This window comes from uncultured Virgibacillus sp., assembly GCF_947495635.1.
GTDB lineage: Bacteria > Bacillota > Bacilli > Bacillales > Amphibacillaceae > Virgibacillus > Virgibacillus salarius.
This window is the reverse complement of record NZ_CANMAB010000026.1, coordinates 1-21,989: the sequence shown is the minus strand read 5'-3', so window position 1 is coordinate 21,989 and position 21,989 is coordinate 1. Positions and strand designations below refer to the sequence as shown.

Here is a 21,989-nt window from a genome sequence, read left to right as displayed (position 1 = left end):
TTTCATATGAGTGAACTTTATCAGTTTCATATAACTTATGAACAAGCAAATGGAATGTATATGAAACTACGAAAAACGAAAGAAACAGGGTTTGAACAACGAGATTTTGATAGCCTGCAATTAAAAATGATTCAAGCTAATCATATTCCAAGATTGATTCCGATGAGCTTTGAAGACATCAATGGTCGTAGTACGGTATACTATCGAATTGAAGGCTTGAGAAAGTTACGGCCAATTGTGAAAGAAAAGCCATTAACAATGCAAGAGTACTATGCCTTGTTTATAAATATTATTCAGGCTTTACAAGATTCAAGCAATTATATGCTGAATGATCAGCAGTATGTTTTGCATGAAGATTTTATTTATATTGGCAATGGATATCATCAAGTGTACTTAACATATCTACCAGTGAATGAAATAGCGAATAAGCCATCGATGTATGAGGAATTGAAAAAATTAATCTTGAATATGGCTAGTGAAGTACAGGGGTTAAAAGGTGTTCAATTTAAGATGATTCTCAGCTACATTAAAGACCCTGGCTTTAGCTTGCAAGGACTTAAGCAATTATTAAGTCAATTACAAGGGACACAGCAGCAGCAATCAATAAATAATGAGAATGAAGATGCGAATGCCGAGCAAGATCAGCAGACAACGATCATGAAAAAAGTGAAAAAATTACCACCGCTTACTAGTAAGATGAAAACATATTCCATTTTAATAGGGATCTTAGCCTTGGCAGTTATATGGAAGCTATATGAAAGCAGTCCAAATTCAATTATGTTCGGAGTTTCATCCGTTTTAAGTGTAGGAGTAATTGCGGGTGTGTACGTATATTGGAAAGTTTGGCGTCCAGGTGTAGAGCCTACCATTATCGAGAAGGAAGTAAGAGTCAAAAATAAACAGCGTAAGAATAAGCCGACTATAGCGAAGAAGACGAGTGAAGCTACGTCAGAACATACGAATGATTTACCAGCACAACAAGATAGCGCTATTTCGTACAATCAGGAAGTAGTTAATCAAGTCTTTGCGCAACAGAGTGAAACTGCCTCTACGCTACATACAAATAGTGAAGCGTTAACTACGGATACGTCATCCATATCCTCTAATCAACGAGATCAAACCATGCTATTGGATGAAGAGGAGCTACATGGTAAAAAGTTACCGAAAGTAAAGAATTATCTTCTTGTTAAAAGAGAAGAAGCTGAAGAAAGTATTGAATTAGAAAAGGATAACTATATTATTGGTAGAGCTGAAAAAGGTACAGATTATGTGGAAAAAAGTGTAGGTGTCTCTCGTTTACATATTGAGCTTGTTAAACTTTCAGACACGTATGGTATTAAAGATTTAGGATCAAAAAATGGTACGTATATTAATGAAGAAAAGATTATTCCATATAAAATACATGAATTAAAAAATGAAGATAAAATCCAAATTGGTAAGATAATTTATTCGTATAGGGTGTCTAAATAATGAATGCAACGAAGGGTATTGATTTTGGATTATTTACGATGAAAGGTCCAGACAAAAAAATAAATGAAGATTATATTGAATATACTTCGAGCTATCTTAACCAGAATGAAGAAGCGCATATTTTAATTGCTGCTGACGGGATGGGTGGGCATACGTTTGGAGATATAGCAAGCTTCTATGCCGCCAATTATATCTTAAAATGGTGGAGAACGAAGCTGATTAAACATGATAATTCAGAACGTTTTTTAGAAGATTGCCAAGACACAATAGCTGGTATCTTTCATGTAATTAATCAAAAGCTAATCGATATAGGTAAACGAGAAGATCATCATTTAGGAACGACATTAAGTGTGCTAATTATTGTGGGTGATCAATATCTTATTTGTCATGTAGGTGATACGAGAATTTATCGAGTGCGAAAACCAATAGCTATTCGTTTAGAGGAAAGTGACGACACTATTGATTTGGAGCAGTCCAAGCGTTTTGTACAGCTTACAAAAGACCATACTTGGGCAAGAATGCAGGTGGAGAATGGGGTCTTGTCGGAAAGAGAAGCAGAGAAGGATGATAAGTCTCACTTATTAACACAGTGTATGGGAGTTAAAGGAGAAATAGATCCATTTGTCTCTATGGACACATGTTCAGAAGAAGAACATTTTATCTTATGTACGGATGGTCTATACTCTTTGTTTACAAAGGAGGATCTCCATAAGCAATTTCAAGAGGGTTTAGAAAGAGAACATTCCTTACAAAAAATAGCGGAGCATTTTTGTAATCTGGCAAGAGATGCGAACTACCATGATGATGTATCTGTTCTTATTTTGGGACGTAAAGGAAGATAGATGAGTCATGAAGGTTATCAAGAATCATCGTATTAATGGCAAATACAGAGTAAAAAGCTTTTTTCGTGAAGGCGGAACATCGCAGCTTTATGAAGTTGTAGGTCCGAAAAAACAAATAGCAGTATTAAAAGTAGTTAAACAACCTACGACATTGTTTACCAATCAAATTACCAATGAAGCGAAAATATTAGCAGCTATCGATCATACGAATGTTCCGACATTATTTGATATTGTAACGATTCAGGATCATTATAAAGCAATTATCATGGAAAAATTCAATGGTACGAATTTAGCTGATTTCATAGAACAAAGGAATAGAAGATTTCAATGGGATGAAGTACTCGAAATTGGCAAGAAGATAGCTGATATCATCCAGGTTTTCCACAGGAAGCATCCTTCTATTGTTATACGAGATATAAAGCCTTCTAATATTTTATTAACGAAGGATAATACCATTCATTTAATAGACTTTGGAACTTCCGTTTTTGAAAATGAATCACAACGGTCATCTGCTTTGGGTACAATAGGATTTGCTGCACCAGAACAATTTGAGAAAGGTGTTATTGATAAACGCTCTGATTTATTTTCTTTAGGTGCTACATTATTTTATCTCATTTCTGATGGAGAAAATATATATACCATAACGAATAAAAGTATATTAAATGAGCGCGCTCCAAAATCCTTTGTAAAGGTTATTTTGAAGTTGACAGAGACGGATGCTGAGAAACGATTTAATTCCATTGAACATGTAATAGCTGCACTAAAAAAAGTAAAATTATCTTGGAGAGAGCGGACGAAAAAGTTTGGCTAATAAGAAATAAGGGGTGATATGGTGACTGACCGATTTGAAATAAAAGATGGAATCTTAAGGAAGACTATGGATACTGTAACCTTCGAAATAGCGAAGGAAAAGACGAATATTTTAGCAGATGAACAATTAGAAGAGTTAAAAAGAGACAGTGAATTATTTTTAACCTGCAGACAATATAATATTGAAGAATCGATGGTTCAAATCCATTATCAAATTGATCATGGATTCAAGTCTTTAACTAGTTATGTATCATCAAATAGGGAATTTAAATGTAAATTAGCACGTAGTATATTAACGGTGGACAATTTATTTGGAACACAATACACGACCTTAGTTCATCCAGATAATATTTATGCTAATAATGAGGGAAACATAAAATTTGCCCATCGAGGTATACGTTCTGTATTACCACCTGAGGAATATACATCATTCCAATTACTTCAAGATTTAAAAAATGTATTTTTGTATTTATTCACTACTGGTAATACGGCCACACATGCAATTGATCAAGATATAGTCCAGCGTATTCAAGCAGCGGCCTCAATAGAGCAATTAAGAAAGGCACTGGAACCTTCTCAGGTGAATCAACAACCTATTACGAATAAATTTGAAGATAAAGAAAAAATGGCTTCAAAAAAATTACCATCCTTAAATCGTTCTAAACTGAAGGTAGAAAGAAAATCGTTAATTATCGGTGTAACTGTTGGTATTTTATTAGGAATGCTATTTGTTTATGTTGGCAAGGTAGTACCAAGCACGAAGGCTGCTTCCGCTACGACCAGTGAACTTGATGAGCAACAGGATGAGAATAAAACATTACAAAAAGAACTAGAACAGAAAGAAGCAATAATCAAAGGATATCAGTTCGTTATTTCTGGTGAGACGGAAGAAGCCATAGCTGCATTGGAAAGTGTCCAATCACTTGATGAGAATGCTAATAAGGTACTGGCAGGACAATATATCCAATTGAATACATTAGAAAGCTTGTCCAAGGCTTTAGATTTGAACAAGTCTTATGAGGGTGAAGTAGTGGTAAAATTATTAGCCCTTAATAGTGAGGAAGCAAATCAAAAAATTCTTTCTATTAAATCGGATCAACCACAAGTTAAGATAGAGCAAGCGTGGTTAAATAAAGACTATAAGCAGGTATTGGAAATTTATAAGGAAATCGCTGATAATAACCGGGCAAAATCTTTAGCCGCTCATAGTTATATTCAAATAAATAAACCGAAAGAGGCACTTAAAATTGCCAAGGCATTAAAAAATAAAGACCTGCAAATAAAAAGTCTACAAAAAGAAAAAGAGCTGATTAAAGCTAATGACGCTTTAGATAAAGATGAGAAGAAGAGTAAAACCGAAAACATAGATAAGCAAATTAAGAAGCTGAAGTAAAAAGGTTTTATCCCATACATAACTGGCAGTAAGGCCCCATTTCAAGCAAAAAAGTGAAACCAATATGGATAAGTGAGCGATCGACTGTCAGTTAAGTGTCCGATTGTTCAAAAGCCTTTAGGTCATACCCTTGTGGTACGAACAATCAGTGGGGAAACAAAACCCCCACTGATTGAAGTTTCACGTTACGTGGTCATGTTACGGTTATGCAAGCACCAGACGAGAATGTCTTTGTGTTAGTAGGAAAATAATCTTTGCTGTAAAGAAAATAAGAAAAAAGCGTCCTTACATACTATTCTGTAGGGACGCTTTTTTCATTGTCAGTTATTTGTTAATACTTCAATATGCTTCTTCAGCTTATTCGTCATTTCGTTTAATTCCTCCGTCATTTGTGAGAAGGTTTCCGCTTCTCCTTCCTGACTTTGAACTGCTTGAGCTATATCAGATAATTGCTCAGTAGTCTGTTCAATATTTGACATGATCTCTGCTAATACATTGCTGATTTTATCGGTAGCTTCCGAGGAATCCTGAGCCATTTTCCGTATTTCTTTAGCAACGACAGAAAAGGTTTTGCCATGTTCTCCAGCTCTTGCTGCTTCAATCGCAGCGTTAAGCCCGAGTAAATTTGATTGCTCGGAGATTTTATTAATAAATCCAGTAACATCATGAATTTCACCCGAATTTTTTTCCACATTTTCCGAGTGGGCGGCTATTTGTTGGACGGTTGCGGATAATTCTTCTGTTTGTGAAAGCATCGTATGGGCTTTTCCTTGTACATTATCTGCTAGCTCTTCCAATGATTGAATAATCTCAAGAAATTCATATTCTTGATCTAAGCTAATGCCAATACCAATACAGCCAACGATTTCATTGTTATCAAAAATGGGGATACCTACGCCTTTAAATGGTGCCCCATATTCGGGTGGTGTTTTGATAACGGTTCGTTTACGATTTTTAATTACTTGACCAAACAAGTCATGTTCAAAAAAAGGATCACCAATAGCTACTTTGGCATCCAAGGTTGTGCCTGGAGCGTAGTATAAATACTTTTCTAAATCGACGATGCCGATTAGGATGTTTTCGTTTTGCAAAAGCTCTTTGATTAATGGTCCAAGCTCTACTACCTTTTTAAGGATTTCTGAATCAATTTGAATTGATGTTTGCATGATTTCACTCCATTCTATATGTTTTCTGCGATAAAGGATCGCTGCTTATAAAAATCAGAAAGACAAGCTTCTTCAAAAGCGAAGCCTGCACGGATTAATAATGGTTCTTGATGATATTCACTAACCAATTGCAGACCGATTGGTAGGTTATCAGTTGTTGTACCCACAGGAATGGATAAGGCTGGATGTCCTGTCAAACTAAATAATCGTGTAAATCGAGTCATACATGTGAAAATATCTTCCTCCAATCCATCTGTTTCAACATGTTCAATTCCGATTGGTTTAGGGCTTACAGGTAATGTTGGCGTAGCTATCAAATCAATATCCATTAATACATGATCAAGCTGATTAACAGCTTCCTTTTGTATATTTAAAGCCTTGATATAGTCAGTAGCTCCAATTGCTGTGCCATTTAGTAGGTGAGCTTTTACATCATTTCCGTAGTCATCCTGTTGTGTGTGTAGCGTAGTCTCGTGAATCGATGCACCTTCTGCTAAAGCAATGGTAAAAACGCTGTTGCTTGCAGCCTCAGCAAATGGAAGTTCAATATCAATTAAAATAGCACCAAGTTTTTCTAGCTCAAGTAAACTGTTTTGATAGGCTTTTGTAATTTCGGGTTCCACGTGGTCAGTGAAGAAATTAGTAGGTACACCAATGCGCATACCACGAATATCACTTTTACAATGTTCGCTATATCGACGGTCGGTTAATCCTTCCATGATAATGGCTAAGTCAGTTACATCTTGTGTTAATGGACCAACGTGATCCAATGACCAAGAAATACCCTTGATTCCTTTTGTGCTTATGTTATTAACGGTAGGTTTTAAGCCGACTACACCACATGCAGATGCAGGGATACGAATGGACCCACCAGTATCTGTTCCAATCGAAGCAAGACCTAAGTTAGCAGCTACAGCTACTCCTGATCCACCACTTGAACCGCCAGGGATATGATCTGTTTTCCAAGGGTTCTTTACACTGCCGTAGAATGGATTGGAAGAAGTGATACCAAAAGCATATTCGTGTAAGTTATTTTTACCCAAATTAATAGCTCCTGCGGTTTCTAATTTCTGTACAACATAAGCATCCTCTTGGGGAAAGTATGCTTTATCTATATGTGAACCGTTTGTTGTTCTAATTCCTTGTGTATTAATTAAATCTTTATAAGAAATTGGAACCCCCTGCAAAACAGATGATTGATAACCCTTCATCCAGTTTTCTTCCGCAAGTTTAGCCTGTTTTAAAGCATGTTCATCAGAAACAGTAATAAAGGCATTTAATTTCTTATTCACATGTTCGATTCTCTCTAAAAATAGCTTTGTTATTTCAGTAGGTGAGAATTCCTTATTCTTATAACCTATAAGTAATTCTGATATCTTCATTGTTTTTACCATTTAAAATCCTCCCTCGATGTCACTTACTATATCGGATCTCTATGCATAAATGTTAATTAGAAATATCTTTCATAAGCTATATAGGGGAAGCGATTTTATTGTTAAAATGCCCGATTTTATAATGATTCGGTGCAAAGTATAGACAATAGAAATTTTTGTCTTTAGTAAAGAAAGGAATAACACGTAGTGTATTTTTCCAAAAGGAGATTTCTTCCGCATTTAAAAGCCATTTAAAATAGCCATTCATGAAATGAAGGTAAAGGACTCGACAAATCAAGCTCAAACCCGAATACTGCCTGATGATCCTCAAGTAACTTAAAGGCATCACAAATGATATTTGTAAAAAAGCATGTTCACATTGGAGGATACTTCTGCACCGTTTAGTAGAGGACTCTGATGTATTGGTCTTTGCAGTTTAAGCAGTTTCGATACACACCCATCTAGATAGGTGATTTAACTTTTTTCTAATACGATTGATTGATCATCGACTGTCCTATCTGTTGGTGGCACCATTGGCCAAATTGCATCAAGCAGGTCTTCTCTTGTAAAGGTCTGTGATGTGTAACTTCAATCAGTGGAGATTTTGTTTATCCTCACTTCCCCATATTGGTTTCTCTTTATTGTTTGAAGTGGGGGTCTTACTGCCAGTTATATGCGGAATAAAAAATATCCCACGGAGAATTGCTCCGTGGGATGGATTGGGATTACTGAGGGTTACTTACAGCTCTCAACTACCTTCCATGGTCCCCAGTCACCAGTTGTTCCTGGTTCATCGCCTTTTGTCCACCATTTGGCTTCATATATATTGCCATTATGTTGTACACGATCTCCGCCAACGTACGTGTCTCCTCCATTCCAAGCAGGATAATCACATGTTCCTCCTTGATCACTTGTAGAGACAGTCAATGGGGCGGCTGAATAAAGCTTTCCATCCGCATCCTTTGAAGAAACGGTAATCGTATAAGAAGTACCTGACTGTAGGTTTTCTAATTTTGTAGATAATGATGCTGTTGATATTTCTTGATTATTAAATTGAATGACATATTCCACAATAGAAGAAGATTCTGTAGGAGCCTCCCATGATAGATCGATGCTAGACGCTGTTACATTACTAGCATTAACATTCTGCGGAGCTAATGCAGGTGGATTTGGATCTCCTCCATCACCTGTGAAATTTAAGTTGTTTGCCAATGTAGTCACTAGCGTTTGATTTACATCTCCACTATAGTCCCAAAACATAGCGCCTGCAAGTCCTTCAGACTTAATGAAATCTGTTTTATATCCAAAGGATTCTTCATCATCATACGTTATAAAATTTCCGTTTGAAGCATTATATAAATAAGGTACCTTTGCTTTGTCATTCCAATATCGTTGGTAACCATTCTTATTTATATAGTTATCTTCTAAATCGCTAAAGTCAAAAGTGCCATTTTCCCAAGTTCCTTCTGTTGCCGGTGAACAATTCTGATATTCTCCATTATTAGCCGCATCACAATCGCTCCAACCTCTACCATAAAACGGTGTTCCTAAAACTAACTTATTAGCTGGAACTCCATCATTTATATGTCGTGTCACAGCGCTTTGTACGTTAAAGGTATCTGCTTTAGGAAGACCTGCAGCTTCTGCGGCTGGATCAAAATAAAGAGGTGCATTATGACCGCTTTGTGTTTGCCATCCACCGTTAAAGTCATACGTCATAATATTAATCCAGTCCACAATGTCTGCAATTTGACCTAGTTCATTGTTTTCAACATATTCATTACTTGCACCCGAAGCAATAGTAAGTAAATACTCTGTTCCATCTTCTGCTTCAGCAGCATCTAATTTCTCACGAACCTCTTGGAGAAGTAATACATAGTTTTGTTTATCTTCTGGACGTGTACTATTTCCAGGTAGCCCACCACTAACAGGATATTCCCAGTCTATATCAACGCCATCAAAACCATAATTTCGAATAAAGTCAACTGCTGAATTGGCAAATTGCTCTCTTGTTACAGGGTCAGCAGCTACATCTGAAAAACGGTTCGACCAAGTCCATCCTCCAATAGAAATTAGAGTTTTTAAATGGGGATTTTGTTCTTTTAGTTTAATAAGTTGCTTGAAATTTCCTTTTAATGGGTCATCCCAATTATCACCTGGATTTGTTTTTTGGGCATCAATCCAAGGATCTCCCATTACAATAGTTCCATTAGGGGCGTCCATATTGCCATTCTCATCCTGACATGCCCATGTTTGTGGATTTGGTCCAGCAGGATCAGGGTTTCCGTGTCGACCATCCCAGCAAATATCTGCAAATGCATAGTTGATATGACTTACCTTCGAAGCATCCATATCCCATACTTGATAGTCTCTACCATATGCTGCCCATGATGGATAGTAGCCAATAATTTTGTAATCGTTTGTCTCTGCTGCTTGAATGAAACTATTCTGTGTGGGCATGCTTGTAAAGACGAGTAAACCAAAGATGAAAAAAATGAAAAACTTGTTTGCTTGTTTTAATAGATTCACTACGATAATCTCCCTCTCTTTTTAAAATACATAATGAGAAGCGCTTTCATAGTTTTGTAAAATCCAACATGCATGTTTTGGTGTATATCTATCATATTTGTTATAACAAATATTTTCAAGTTAATTAACAGAAATATCTAAATTTTGATTCAATAGACCTAAGTTAAGTTTTAACTATGATAATTGAATTAATATTTTGTCATTAACAAATGAAATAGGGGAAACTACTAAGTAAAGAATCCTAGTATTGTAAAACCGGATAATTCATTACGAGTTATTAATTGTAATATCAATTAATAACTTGTAATGATGAATCGTTTTATATATAAATTTTCGCCCTATGTATATATTCCTAAGGCAATTGTGCTATAGTTTAAATATATTGAAAATTATAAAAAGAGAGGGGATGAAGTGCAGAAGTTAGGATGTGTAAATGTAAGTAAGGTTTTTAAAGGAGATGGTGTGGAAACATTTGCTCTGGAGAAAATTAATACCTGTTTTGTTGAAGGAGAGCTTGTTGCCATTGTTGGACCGTCAGGCTCTGGGAAATCGACATTACTTAGCTTGATTGGAGCACTGGATGTGCCTTCAGAAGGAGAGATAATCTATAGAAACGAATCTATTCATAAATATAGTCAAAACAGGTTAGCCGATTTTCGGTTTGAGCATATTGGTTTTATCTTTCAACAATTTCACCTATTACCTGCATTAACAGCCCTAGAAAATGTAATGTCTCCATTGTTTTCACGAAAAGTTTCCTGCAACAAAAAAGGAAGAGCAGAGTCTTTATTATCACAAGTGGGTTTAGCTGATAAGCTCCATGCTTTACCTTCACAGCTATCAGGAGGTCAGCAGCAGCGTGTAGCAATTGCCCGTGCATTAGTACATGAACCAAGTTGGTTACTAGCCGATGAACCAACAGGGAATTTAGATACGGATACAGGCGAGTTGATATTTGTTTTCAACGTCTGTGATAACACAACGATAGTTTTTGAGTAAATGCACTTCATCAATATCAATCCATTTAGGAGTTCTAATATCTGTTTGAGCTTCAAGCTCAACTACAAAGTTGTTTCGTACAGCTTTTTCGTCAACGCCTATATCGTCTGCAACATTGGTGAATGTCTTTTCAAAACTGGTTTCTTGAATCCAATTTATTAGTCTATTAGTAACGGAACGAATTACTAGGAATCTATAATCATATTTACTCTCTTTCATATCAAGAATTTTTAAGTTTGGTAGGTTAATTATATTTTCTCCTTTTAGAATACTTCATTTTTACCTATATTATAGAAAGAAATTCAAAAAGAGCTGTCGAAACAGCCCTTGGATTTCGTAAATATCATATCTTTGGTCGAATCAGATGTAAGGGAATCAAAATTTACAAATGAATACCATCCATTTGTGTTATTTGGTATTGGTTCTATTTAATACTTGACAAATAACTAGCTGCTACTTTGTTTAGAAAATAAGTGTAACCCACTTGCCATTTCTCAAGCATATCTCTATGAAAGTCGTCAACGATGAAATGCTCTGTTTGATTTAGAAAGTCTTGCGGTGTTGATGGATGATCTTGTTTTTCTAAAAAGGCTAAATGTTTCTTTACACGATCCAAAACTTTTGAATTATTCGGAGAGAAACCATCTTGTAAGAACTGAATCATATCTTCATTAAATGACTGTGCTTCCATGGCAGAGTCATTCATTGATTCCACATCAATTGTTTTATTCGACAAGTCAAAGTCATATTCTTTTTTCAAGTGTTCATTTTGGTCTTTTAAGACTTCTTGCCATTCTTCTTCAGTTTCAAAACCTTTAAACATAGTTTCCATATCTATATCGACTCCTTCTTTAGCATTTTTAAGAGAGGAATTGATTGTTTTGATTAGACCTTTAAAACGATCAATTTTTTGTTCTAGTAAATATTTTTGCTGAATCAACGTATTTTTCCTGTTGATTTCGCCATCTAATAATTGTTTAATTTCCTTGAGAGGAAAATGCAATTCTTTGTAAAAAAGTATTTGCTGTAATCGTTCTAAATCTTTTTTTCCATATAGGCGATAGCCGGCTTCTGTCGTTTGCTCCGGAATCAAAAGACCTATTTTGTGATAATGGTGTAAAGTCTTTACTGTTGTATGAGCTAGTTTTGCAACTTCATGAACGGTAAACATTTTTTCTTCTCCTTTCAATGCTCTTTATACTAAAGTATCCTCTAAGGTAAGAGTCAACACATTTATTTCACTTTTTTCTTTGAACATCATATGTGAATTTACAAAAGGAAGTAGCTATAACGACACATAGAATAATTAATAAATAGTAGCTGATTGCGGGCGAATGGTTGAAAGTGGATTGTGATGCTCTAACTACCCAGTCAACTGGATTTATTTTTGATAGAATACTTATCCACTTTGGCAATAAATTGGTCGGCATAAAGGCAGAAGACAAGAAAATCAATGGAAAAGAGAAAAACTGCATGACTGTAATCATTGTTGTGTGCTTTTTTGTCAGAGCGGCTATTCCAATTGAAATAGCTCCAATTAAACATGAGAATAATGCTGGTGTAACAAGAAAAAGAATTGGTGGAACTATTCCCATTGGGAGTCTAAATCCCATAAAATAGCTAATAATTATTAGCAAAGTGGATTGAATCAATTGAAAAGTGAAAATGTAGACTAAATCACCAATGATGAAAATCAAGTTATTCTTTGGGGCGATTAAATATCGGTTAAATATTCCTTCTCTCATATCATCTAATGTACTCATTCCTAGATATATTCCGCCAAATAGAGCATTCATGATCAAAATTCCTGGTAAAATATACGATACATAATTGGATTCTTCAAACCCACTTACGGAAGATATGCTTGAAAATATCGTGCCAAACAGCACTAGGAAAATCAATGGCTGGAACATTGAAATGATAATTGCTATTGGATTTTTAATTAGCGGTGTTAGCCTCTTTTTTGCTAATAATAAAGCGAATGCCATGTTATTCATAGTTCTGCCTCCTTCTCATTAAAGTTTGCTAAATAAACGTCATTTAACGTTGCCTGCTTCAATTCACTAAATTTAATTTCGACATTACTTTGAATTAAGTATTTCAGTAATTCAGATAAAATTTGTTGTCCATGACTCGTCATAATTGTTAATACTGTTGGTTTTATTTCATGACGAACTATCTCTTTTAGGTTAGAAATATATGCTTCTATTTTATGAATGTTGGCCAAATCCAATTTGCGATAGTGGATTTCTATTTGATCAGCAGCAAGTTTATTGATCAGCTCTTTTGGCGTCCCAATATCAAGTATCTTTCCATTGTTGATTAATGCAATTTCAGTTGCTAGGTGATTAAGTTCCTCTAAATAGTGTGTCGTTACAAAAATTGTCGTTCCTTCATCTTGGGAAATTTTTGTAACTATTTGCCACAGAGTAGTTCTCGACTCTGGATCTAATCCGGCTGTGGGTTCATCTAGTAAAAGGATATCAGGGGTATGAAGTAGACTTATCGCTATATCCAATTTTCTTTTCATACCACCTGAGTAAGTATCAACCAAATCGTTGGATGCCTGAAACAAATCAAATTCCTTTAACAGGTGTTCTCCACGTTCCATTATTTTTGTAGTACTCATGCCATACATTTTTCCGGCAATCCATAAGTTTTCCCAAGCTGTTCCTGTCGAAAATACAGTTGTTTGTTGGAAAGTGACGCCAACTTTTTTTCGAACCTTATTCACCTTGGAAACAACATCTAAATTCGAAATTTCGACAGTACCCTCATTTGGCAAGGTCAAAGTAGCTAATATACTGGTCAAAGTAGATTTCCCTGCACCATTTGGACCAATCAGTCCGAAGATAGAACCTTTTCTCACTTTAAGAGATACATTATTTAAGGCTACCTTTTTGGCAAATGATTTGCTAACATTGTTTACAGTTAGTTCATACATATTCTTCCCTCCTTATTTCTTATAAAAGGAACTATAAGCTATCCTCTTAGGGGAGAGTCAACCATCAAGTATTCCTTTATAAAAGTCGAATTGGAATGAATTTAACCAAGCTGAAGAAATGATCATACCTTATTCTCATTAGTACTGGTCATGTCCAGCGTAAAAACGCCCAAGTGAAAACTTGGACGTGATTCTTTAAATTTGCAGATATTTTAATACAATTATGATTCGATAGTAAAAGGTTTCATAACGAAAACTACATTAAAAGTTAATCAGTTTCATGGATACAGAAAAAATAAATGATATTACATAATTTATGATTTTACACACAATTATCCGATTTACGATGCTATGAACATTAATTTATTTAATAGGGTTGTCAATACTATAATCCGAATACCTTAAATGATTTAATGTTCTTGCAGAAATTTAAATAAATCATCTCTATTGTTAGTTTTATAAACCTTGTCTTTTGTATCAAATACTATAAACGTAGGAGCTTCCTCTATTTCTTCCAATCTTGCATCTTCCATTGTTTTTTCTTGAGTAAAAGTCTTTACGTTATTTATATCATTTTCTTGTAGCTCCTCAAATGTAATTGCGTCATCAGAAACCACATATAAAGCATATTTCCCTTCTTCGTCAGATAAAAAACTAGCATATTCCTTGTTCTCTTCTGACTCATTACAGGCAGTAAATAAAAAGCTGATTAAAATAATTATGAAACAGAACTTTTTCATAAATAACCCCTACCAATTCCATATTAGTCATTTTATGTTTTATTTATATTCATTATTTAGAGATAAAAATGCCAGGAATTGCTTGGGTCAGTTCTATATATATCTACATGACTGGTTTCTCTGACGTGAGGAGCCCATGCTGGAACACCTTTCGAGTTAACAGGTTCCCAATACGAAGGAGCATCAAAACCATAACTACCTGCATAACTAATGTCACGATTTATTGTTTGATTTTCGTATAGCTCATCCCTACTCTGCTCTACGGTACCTTGGATTGTATAAGGATTTGTTAAGGTAAGACTTGAATCTTGTCTATCCCAACCACCTTCAGACCGAATCAATCTCCAATAGTCGGTACCGGAATAGGTAGATTTCTCAATATATATTGTTGAGGATGAACGAACGCCATATGAGTCATCCCATTTACTATCTCCACGAGAGCCATCGTAACTGGCGATTAAATTAACTGCATAAGTTTCAGAGTTGTCACCATTAGACATAGTTCTTTTTTCTATTAATTGCGCAGTCTTATATTTCGGTAACATCATATTCAATAATATTACCTTTTGATGTTGTAACCTCTTTGGTGTATTTGTTTACACCAATCCCTTCAACATCTAAATCAGTTTCCCCTATAGATGCTCTTTCCGTTATTTTTTCAGCATTTTTAATTTCACTAAACTTTTCTATGCTCTTTGTAGAACTAACTTCTGCACTTCCAGAGGTGGGTAATAAAAAAAGGTAAAACTCAAAACTAGAGCCCATGACATAATACTAAATGTATTTTTCAAATAAAACCTCTCCTTTAGTTTAGTTAGTGATTGTTCTTTTATAAAATTAGCACAAAAACAACATTTAACAAATAATGTGATATTTATGCAAATTGATGGATGAAATAAATTCCCGTTTCTTAACGTATATTTTCTGCGAAATGTTGGTGGTACCTTATATTATAATTTCCTTAACGTTGTAAATCTGGACAGCTCCTTTATTCTTGCTGCAAATGCTCAATGATTATTTATAATTCAAAAGATATAGATGAATAGAAGGAGTAATTTCCTGAATGGGGGAAAAATATAGGTCTTTTTTATCGGTGTTATTATTAGAATAATTAAAATATACAGTTTTTTGCTAATGTTCCACTACATTTTTCCCTCTTTTATCGGTAAAACCGACAGTCTATTTCATAGTAATCCCCCGATTTACATGCTAGATTTGCAGGTGTACTCTAAGTAATAAGAAGAGCAACAAGGTGTTTCAGTTATAGAAAAGTCGGGTTAGTGTACGGAAGTATCACAATAGGCTGGAAATATGTTAAAGGTATCCCTGCTTTACAAGTAGTAACTTGTTTATCCCAGATATACTGGCAGTAAGCCTCCCACTTCCAGTAATAAAGAGAAACCAATATGGATAGTGAGGGATCAATTGCCAGTTGGTTCAAGGGCCTTTAGGTGATCCCCTTGTGGTACTACCAATCAGTGGGGCATAAGCAAGATAGAATCAAATGAGAAATAGAACAAAATAAACAACGAATGGCAGAAGTACTACAAACGGTACAAGAATATTTACGATAGTCTTGCCAATTAACTGGGATATACCTACATCGAGCAAGGAGTACAAGCTATACAGAAGTCTCAAACCAATGTGAATCAGGTGGTAGACTCTAGGAAGCTGATCGACTCATTGAATTAGCTAAAAAAGTAATAAATCAACAAAAAACGAAGAAAAGGCTGCATCTCTCCAAAGATCTCGTGTCAATATCCAAATAATTAGTAAATCAAGGTGGTGAAATACTGTGAAGAAGTTGATACATCTGTTACGTAAATTCATGTCATGTTTGCTAATTGCTATGATCATTATCTTTGCATTTGCGGTTATAACTTCAAAAGTGAAAGGAGAAGAATCGACCATTTTTGGTTATCAAATAAAATCCGTATTATCTGGGTCGATGGAGCCAACCTTTCAAACAGGATCAATTATCGCAATCAAACCAGGAACAGAGCAATCAATGTACAAAAAAGGTGATGTTATCACGTTTAGAACAAAGGAAGAAAAAATGATTACTCACCGTATTGTCGAGGTCAAACAAGCAGAAGAACAGCAGGTATATACGACAAAGGGTGACAATAATGACGGTGTAGATGTGGAGCCTGTATTAACACAAAATATCATCGGAGAGTATACAGGGTTTACTGTTCCTTATGTAGGATATCTTTTAAACTTTGCAAAATCGAAAGTAGGTACAGCGGTATTATTAATTGTACCAGGTGTAATCCTGCTACTCTACGGACTCTTTTCCATGTTCCAAGCAATTAGAGGAATAGAAGATCCAAAGAAGGAGCAATCTACGTAAATGTTTCTCAATATTCGGTTAATACTCTTGTGTTTTACAAGCATGGGGGATTAATAAATAATAAAAGGGGAGGAAGTTTAATGAGTCTGAAGAAAAAGTTAGGCATGAGCGTGGTGACTGCATCATTGGGGCTATCATTAATTGCTGGAGGTACTTACGCATATTTTAGTGACACAGAGGTAACAGATAATACGTTTGCAGCAGGTACACTGGATTTATCTGTTGATCCAACTACGATTATTGATATTACTAATTTAAAGCCAGGAGACACGATGGTAAAGGAATTTGTACTTGGTAATGAAGGATCACTCGATATCAAAACTGTGAATCTATTAACTAATTATGAAGTGGTAGACGCTTCTGGAGATAATGGAGGCGACGATTTCGGTCAGCATATTAAAGTTAACTTTATGTGGAATTGGGATAAAGAGAGCGAGCCAATTTTTGAAACTACCTTGTATGAGTTGAAAAACATGGATCCAGATGTAGTGAAAAAGGATATATGGGATCCATTATGGGAACAGCATGGTGGTCTAGATGTGGGAGACACGAATGAGCTTTGGGTAGAATTTGAGTTTGTTGATAATGGACAGGACCAAAACATCTTCCAAGGTGATCAATTAAACCTTGAATGGACATTTAATGCTACACAAACAGATGGTGAAGAAAAGTAATTATCTTTTCATTCTATTAATCTATTAAAAGAGGAGAGGATTCGTCTTGAAAAGAAAACTGATTTCTTCAACGTTGGCTCTGACAGTTGCTTTTGGAGGATTTACGACAGCGGGAACTAATGTCTTCGCACAAGAAAATGTAAAAAGTAAGATAGAATATAATGAACAATATAATACGCCTTCTTATATCATTGAAAACTGGAAAGCGCCGAATACTTTAGCTAAAGCAAAAAAACTATCTGAAAAGGAAGTTGCTTTTGCCTACCTTAAGTATCGTAGCAAGCAATTGAAATTAGAAGGGAATATGAAAGATCACTTTAAAGTGGTTGAGGAAGAGAAAGATAATGAAAATGGTACACATCACATTAAGCTTATTGAACAGCATAACGGGGTTCCAATATATGGATCTGACCATACCATTACCTTAGATGAAAATGACAATGTAAAAGCTTACTTTGGTCAAGTAGTACCTGATTTAGCAGAGAAGGACATTCCTTCAAAGGCTTCGATTTCAGGTGAGGATGCAGTCGAAATTACCAAGCAGGACATTGAGCAGGAGATTGGCAAAGTAGAACATTATGATGGAGAGGTGACAAATGAACAGTTCATTTATGAACATGATGGGAAATTTTATCTTTCGTATCTCGTAAAGGCTTCAACGTCGAAACCAGCTCCTGGATACTGGCACTACTTTATAGATGCAACGAATGGTGAGATTATAAATAAAGCAAATGCAATTGATCATGTAACTGGATTTGGTAAAGGCGTGTTTGGTGATAAGAAGAAGTTTGAGATTGCTTTAGGAGATGACGACCAATACCTTCTTTTTGATGAAACACGAGGGGATGGTGTGCATACATTTGATGCACAAAATATGGACTTCTATCTCTTCCATCTCCTATCCATATTATTAGGGTATACGGGTGAAGAAATAACTAGTGGTCATAAGTACTTTAATGATCCAGCTGCAGTCGATGCTCATGTGAATGCTGGAAAGGTATATGATTACTACTTAGAAACGTTTAACCGTGACTCTTTTGATGGAGAGGGTGCCAAAATTATTTCCTCTGTTCACGTCGGAGAAGCTTGGAATAATGCAGCCTGGAATGGAAAGCTAATGATGTATGGCGATGGTGATGGTCGTAATTTCTTGCCTCTATCCGGTGGACTTGATGTGATTGCCCATGAGCTAACACATGCAGTTACAGATAGAACTGCTGGCTTAGTGTATGAAAACGAATCCGGTGCATTAAATGAATCTTTATCCGATATAATGGGTGCAATGGTTGATCGAGATGATTGGCAGATTGGTGAGGAAATTTACACACCAGATATTGAAGGGGATGCACTGCGTTCGATGAGTGATCCTACCTCTGTACAAAATGCGATTACTGGCCCTTATCCAGATCATTATAATGACCGTTATACTGGAGAAGAAGACAATGGGGGCGTGCATATTAATTCAAGTATAAATAATAAGGCAGCTTATTTAGTAGCCGAAGGCGGAAACCATTACGATGTAACAGTAGAAGGAATTGGTAGAGAAAAAACAGAACAAATCTACTACCGAGCACTAACGAAATATTTAACTTCTACTTCTGACTTCAGTATGATGCGTCAAGCGGCAATTCAGGCAGCATCTGATCTATATGGAGAAAACTCATCAGCAGTCGAAGCAGTGAATCGGGCTTATGATGCGGTTGGAGTAGAATAAAAGAATAAATACACTAGAAAGCACTGCATCTCTAAAATGAGAGTGTAGTGCTTTTTTACAGTCTAGGAAATTATAAAATTTGCCCATTTGATAAATAGGCGTGTTGAGCCGCGTCCAGCTCCAGCGCCCAGAAACGAGGCGACTTCACGAATTGTCCTAATCTAAGTCATTATCGGCTCGCAGGCTGACCGTGATTCCTTTTTCTCTGTTGACTCGCTCTAGTCGCTACGTTTCTAGTCGGGCGCTTGCGCTTTTGTTGCAGATTTTTAATGCTGATTACTTAACATATGATGTGCTAATTGGACTGCTTTATCTAATTGATTTGTTTTATCGTAATAAAAAAATAGCTCTTTTTCATAGACGTTTACAGAATAGACGTGTCCATAATTTCTGAAAAATGGTAAGGCTTGTTCTTCAAGATAGGAATAATATTGCTCTTGCTTTTCTTGTAATTTGTATAGTAAAAGAGTAAAAAGATAGCTATAGAGTAATTCTTTAAGTTCCTCAGATACAGCTAAACCTTCTTTCGATAATTTCACCAGTTCATCTTTCGTTAATAGATTTCCCTTTATACATGCTTGAATATATCCCTCTAGCGAGTTTAAATATTTTTTTGATTTTACTTTTTTTATTTTCATTGCATCCTTAAACAAGGTGGCAGCTAACTGATAATCCTCCATTCTAAAATAATCATTAGCCAAATTGTGTAAGACAATTGCTTTTCTTGTTACGGTATGACAAAGTTCACAACTCTTAATAAGCGACTCGTATTTTTTTAAGCGAGCTGTGAAATTTGATTGTACATGTTTATTTTGGATAACAAGTAGCAATGTCTCTGTATCTATAACTCGTAGAAAATTATTGGAGCTCTTGAAATAATGTAATGCTTTCTCGGCATAGGAATAGGCCAATAGGTCTGTATTATTAAAGTAATAAGAGATTGCTAAATGATAATAATAATCTGTGTTTTGATATGTATGACTGTTAATAGATTTTAATGCATTAATTGCTTTCAGGTATTCTTGTTTTCGGATATAATAAATGCCCCAAATGTGGTAAAGCAGTCCTGATTCATATGGTGAAAGTTTCTGATTTTGTAATTTTTTGATTATTTTCAATGTACCTGGATCATTTTCTTTGCTAAGTAAGAAACGAGCTTTCAGAAGTTTATATAAATTATTGTAATCGGAGATATAAATTAATTCACTTTCTTCTAGCTCTGCTGCTAAGCTATCTGCCTCTTCCTCTTGCTGCATGATAATAGACTCATGCCATTTCTCTAATTTTTGTTGGATGGCTTTAAATGTGCGAATTTCCTCATGCATAGATATGTTAAGTCGTTTCGCTAATAATTCCGTTATATCTTTTGAGAAATGCGTTTGTCCAAGCTCAATTTTACTGATATGGGTAGCAGAGCAGATATCTCTTCCCAGTTCCTCCTGTGTTAATCCAGCCCTTTCGCGGTAGAACTTAATAATTTTGCCTTCATACATCATACATTTCCCCTTCTTAAAGTAAAGATTATTACTATCTGACTTGTATTCTCCCTTCTTATAAAAATACGTTTATCATCGTGTAATAGTTTCTCGGTTATGAAATAATTAATGTGAAGTATTTTTCTCCCTATTGGCAGTAAACTCCCCCATTTCAAGCAATAAAGTGAAGCCAATATGGATATGTGGTGATTGACTGCCAGTAAATGTCCGATTGATTCAAACACCTTTAGGTATCCCCTTTTGGTGCTAACAATCAGTGGTGGAATAAACAAAGCTCCCACTGTTTGAAGTTTTACTTTATCCTATTACGTATAACATTACCAAAGCCTGAGCATGTTTTCACGTAGATTTATGGTTTTCATTTTAATCATAAAAGTTGAAATTCCATTGGTTTCCCCTTATCTTATTATCAATACGTCGTTGAAATAGAAGGAGACGCTGTTAGATGTGTAATTCATTGCGTGAAGAAATACAATTAAAATTACAAAATGGCGAATATCATTGTGAAAAGGAACTGACACTTTCCATTTTAAGTGGGAAATGGAAGGTAGTGATTCTATGGCATTTAGGTGTGGAAGGTCCACATCGATTTAGTGATTTGCAGCGATTGTTTGAAAATATATCTCATAAAACGTTATCCAATCAGCTGAAAGAACTCATAGAGGATGGTATCGTTAGTCGTAAAGTCTATCCAGAAACTCCACCAAAAGTGGAATACTCTATGACAGAACTAGGCTATACCTTATTACCAATTGTAGAATCGATGTATGATTGGGGGAAGAAACGAATCCAACAGTTAAAAGAAGAAGGAATAATAAAATAACATAAAGCTAGGGTATTAGCTTGCTTTCAGTGTGTGATATATACGCTCTTAAATTAGACAATTTATTCCCCATATAATTGATATAACTGGCAGTAAGCCCCCATTTCAAGGAATAAAGTGAAATCAATATGGATAATGTGGGATCAACTGCCAGTAAATGTCCGATTGCTTCAAAGACCTTTAGATCATCCCCTTGTGGTACGAACAATCAGCGAGGATAAACAAAACCCCGCTGATTGAGGTTTCACTTTATACATTAAAAAACCAGTAGTCAGTATAAAAGGCTGGTTATATCAACCTTTCCTAGTAGTCTGTGAAATTATAGGAAATGATTAAATTAGACCATGTGGATAAATAGGCGCGTGTTGAGCTGCGTCCAGCTCCAACGCCCAGAAATGAGGCGACTTCTCAAATCACCCTACTCTAAGTCATCATCGGCTCACAGGCTCATTGTGATTCTTTTACTTCCATTGACTCGCTCCTACTTTTCTATTTGGGCGCTTGCGCTTTTGTTCTAAGTTAAGAAAGTATAAAATCGGTGCAATGACTGCGTTAAGCGAAGTAGTTATTTTGAAATGTTTGATGAATATTGGCAATGCTCCGACTAATTACTTCGCTTTCCGCGGGCACGGCCTCAACTAACTTTGCAAAGAAGAACACGTT

20 protein-coding genes are annotated in these 21,989 nt (G+C 35.5%); 9 read left to right on the top strand and 11 right to left on the bottom strand.

The window, feature by feature from the left end; translation table 11 throughout:
* Nucleotides 1-6: 6 nt before the first annotated feature.
* Genes Q1A47_RS07980 through Q1A47_RS07965 form a run of 4 tightly spaced genes read left to right on the top strand, consistent with a single transcriptional unit; the run spans nucleotide 7 to nucleotide 4,515 of the window.
* Nucleotides 7-1,470, top strand: a complete 1,464-nt coding sequence (locus Q1A47_RS07980) for a DUF6382 domain-containing protein (protein WP_166530379.1) — start codon at nucleotides 7-9, stop codon at nucleotides 1,468-1,470.
* Nucleotides 1,470-2,312, top strand: a complete 843-nt coding sequence (locus Q1A47_RS07975) for a PP2C family serine/threonine-protein phosphatase (protein ID WP_166530378.1) — start codon at nucleotides 1,470-1,472, stop codon at nucleotides 2,310-2,312. Before Q1A47_RS07980 ends, Q1A47_RS07975 begins: the two co-directional genes overlap by 1 nt.
* A gap of 7 nt (nucleotides 2,313-2,319) precedes the next feature.
* Entirely contained in the window at nucleotides 2,320-3,123 is an 804-nt protein-coding gene (locus Q1A47_RS07970; protein WP_166530377.1) for a serine/threonine-protein kinase, read from the top strand.
* A 21-nt stretch (nucleotides 3,124-3,144) separates the two neighbouring features.
* Nucleotides 3,145-4,515: a type VII secretion protein EssB/YukC gene (locus tag Q1A47_RS07965; protein WP_166530376.1), complete on the top strand. Its 1,371-nt coding sequence runs from the start codon at nucleotides 3,145-3,147 to the stop codon at nucleotides 4,513-4,515.
* A gap of 320 nt (nucleotides 4,516-4,835) precedes the next feature.
* Here the strand turns inward: Q1A47_RS07965 and Q1A47_RS07960 are convergent, their stop codons facing one another.
* The 3 genes from Q1A47_RS07960 to Q1A47_RS07950 all read right to left on the bottom strand — a co-directional run bounded on the left by Q1A47_RS07960 (nucleotide 4,836) and on the right by Q1A47_RS07950 (nucleotide 9,514).
* Nucleotides 4,836-5,681, bottom strand: a complete 846-nt coding sequence (locus Q1A47_RS07960; protein WP_026683206.1) for a methyl-accepting chemotaxis protein — start codon at nucleotides 5,679-5,681, stop codon at nucleotides 4,836-4,838.
* Between the two features lie 14 nt (nucleotides 5,682-5,695).
* Nucleotides 5,696-7,075 (bottom strand): amidase, encoded by a 1,380-nt coding sequence (locus Q1A47_RS07955; protein ID WP_246484709.1) that lies wholly within the window; start codon nucleotides 7,073-7,075, stop codon nucleotides 5,696-5,698.
* Between the two features lie 714 nt (nucleotides 7,076-7,789).
* Nucleotides 7,790-9,514: a glycosyl hydrolase family 18 protein gene (locus tag Q1A47_RS07950; RefSeq protein ID WP_166530391.1), complete on the bottom strand. Its 1,725-nt coding sequence runs from the start codon at nucleotides 9,512-9,514 to the stop codon at nucleotides 7,790-7,792.
* A 480-nt stretch (nucleotides 9,515-9,994) separates the two neighbouring features.
* Between Q1A47_RS07950 and Q1A47_RS07945 the strand changes: the two genes are divergently transcribed.
* Nucleotides 9,995-10,582 carry an ABC transporter ATP-binding protein gene (locus Q1A47_RS07945; RefSeq protein ID WP_121604575.1) on the top strand — a complete coding sequence of 196 codons (588 nt, stop codon included), beginning with the start codon at nucleotides 9,995-9,997 and terminating at the stop codon, nucleotides 10,580-10,582.
* A 424-nt stretch (nucleotides 10,583-11,006) separates the two neighbouring features.
* Here the strand turns inward: Q1A47_RS07945 and Q1A47_RS07940 are convergent, their stop codons facing one another.
* The 6 genes from Q1A47_RS07940 to Q1A47_RS07915 form a co-directional block, all read right to left on the bottom strand.
* Complete coding sequence (locus tag Q1A47_RS07940) at nucleotides 11,007-11,771, bottom strand: MerR family transcriptional regulator (RefSeq protein ID WP_299631487.1); 765 nt, start codon at nucleotides 11,769-11,771, stop codon at nucleotides 11,007-11,009.
* Between the two features lie 49 nt (nucleotides 11,772-11,820).
* Nucleotides 11,821-12,579: an ABC transporter permease gene (locus tag Q1A47_RS07935; RefSeq protein ID WP_026683210.1), complete on the bottom strand. Its 759-nt coding sequence runs from the start codon at nucleotides 12,577-12,579 to the stop codon at nucleotides 11,821-11,823.
* Nucleotides 12,576-13,526, bottom strand: a complete 951-nt coding sequence (locus Q1A47_RS07930; RefSeq protein WP_166530374.1) for an ABC transporter ATP-binding protein — start codon at nucleotides 13,524-13,526, stop codon at nucleotides 12,576-12,578. Before Q1A47_RS07930 ends, Q1A47_RS07935 begins: the two co-directional genes overlap by 4 nt.
* 410 nt (nucleotides 13,527-13,936) lie before the next feature.
* Nucleotides 13,937-14,266 (bottom strand): hypothetical protein, encoded by a 330-nt coding sequence (locus Q1A47_RS07925; RefSeq protein ID WP_166530373.1) that lies wholly within the window; start codon nucleotides 14,264-14,266, stop codon nucleotides 13,937-13,939.
* Between the two features lie 56 nt (nucleotides 14,267-14,322).
* The gene (locus Q1A47_RS07920; protein ID WP_299631479.1) at nucleotides 14,323-14,814 is read right to left on the bottom strand and encodes a hypothetical protein; all 492 of its coding nucleotides are present in this window, start codon (nucleotides 14,812-14,814) and stop codon (nucleotides 14,323-14,325) included.
* Nucleotides 14,795-15,031: a hypothetical protein gene (locus Q1A47_RS07915; RefSeq protein ID WP_166530371.1), complete on the bottom strand. Its 237-nt coding sequence runs from the start codon at nucleotides 15,029-15,031 to the stop codon at nucleotides 14,795-14,797. Before Q1A47_RS07915 ends, Q1A47_RS07920 begins: the two co-directional genes overlap by 20 nt.
* A gap of 1,063 nt (nucleotides 15,032-16,094) precedes the next feature.
* Between Q1A47_RS07915 and sipW the strand changes: the two genes are divergently transcribed.
* The 3 genes from sipW to Q1A47_RS07900 all read left to right on the top strand — a co-directional run bounded on the left by sipW (nucleotide 16,095) and on the right by Q1A47_RS07900 (nucleotide 19,007).
* Nucleotides 16,095-16,619 carry a signal peptidase I SipW gene (gene sipW, locus Q1A47_RS07910; RefSeq protein WP_121605858.1) on the top strand — a complete coding sequence of 175 codons (525 nt, stop codon included), beginning with the start codon at nucleotides 16,095-16,097 and terminating at the stop codon, nucleotides 16,617-16,619.
* 80 nt (nucleotides 16,620-16,699) lie between these two features.
* The gene (locus tag Q1A47_RS07905; protein ID WP_026683215.1) at nucleotides 16,700-17,293 is read left to right on the top strand and encodes a CalY family protein; all 594 of its coding nucleotides are present in this window, start codon (nucleotides 16,700-16,702) and stop codon (nucleotides 17,291-17,293) included.
* Between the two features lie 46 nt (nucleotides 17,294-17,339).
* On the top strand, nucleotides 17,340-19,007 hold the full coding sequence (locus tag Q1A47_RS07900) for a M4 family metallopeptidase (RefSeq protein WP_166530370.1): 1,668 nt from the start codon (nucleotides 17,340-17,342) through the stop codon (nucleotides 19,005-19,007).
* 266 nt (nucleotides 19,008-19,273) lie between these two features.
* On the opposite strand, the gene Q1A47_RS07895 is transcribed toward Q1A47_RS07900, so the two are convergent.
* On the bottom strand, nucleotides 19,274-20,500 hold the full coding sequence (locus tag Q1A47_RS07895; protein WP_166530369.1) for a helix-turn-helix transcriptional regulator: 1,227 nt from the start codon (nucleotides 20,498-20,500) through the stop codon (nucleotides 19,274-19,276).
* Between the two features lie 448 nt (nucleotides 20,501-20,948).
* On the opposite strand from Q1A47_RS07895, the gene Q1A47_RS07890 reads away from it, so the two are divergent.
* Nucleotides 20,949-21,326 carry a helix-turn-helix domain-containing protein gene (locus Q1A47_RS07890; RefSeq protein WP_121604583.1) on the top strand — a complete coding sequence of 126 codons (378 nt, stop codon included), beginning with the start codon at nucleotides 20,949-20,951 and terminating at the stop codon, nucleotides 21,324-21,326.
* A 7-nt stretch (nucleotides 21,327-21,333) separates the two neighbouring features.
* Here Q1A47_RS07890 and Q1A47_RS07885 read toward each other — a convergent pair whose 3' ends face one another.
* A complete protein-coding gene (locus tag Q1A47_RS07885; RefSeq protein ID WP_205389588.1) occupies nucleotides 21,334-21,534 on the bottom strand; it encodes a hypothetical protein in 201 nt (66 codons plus the stop codon).
* Between the last annotated feature and the right edge of the window lie 455 nt (nucleotides 21,535-21,989).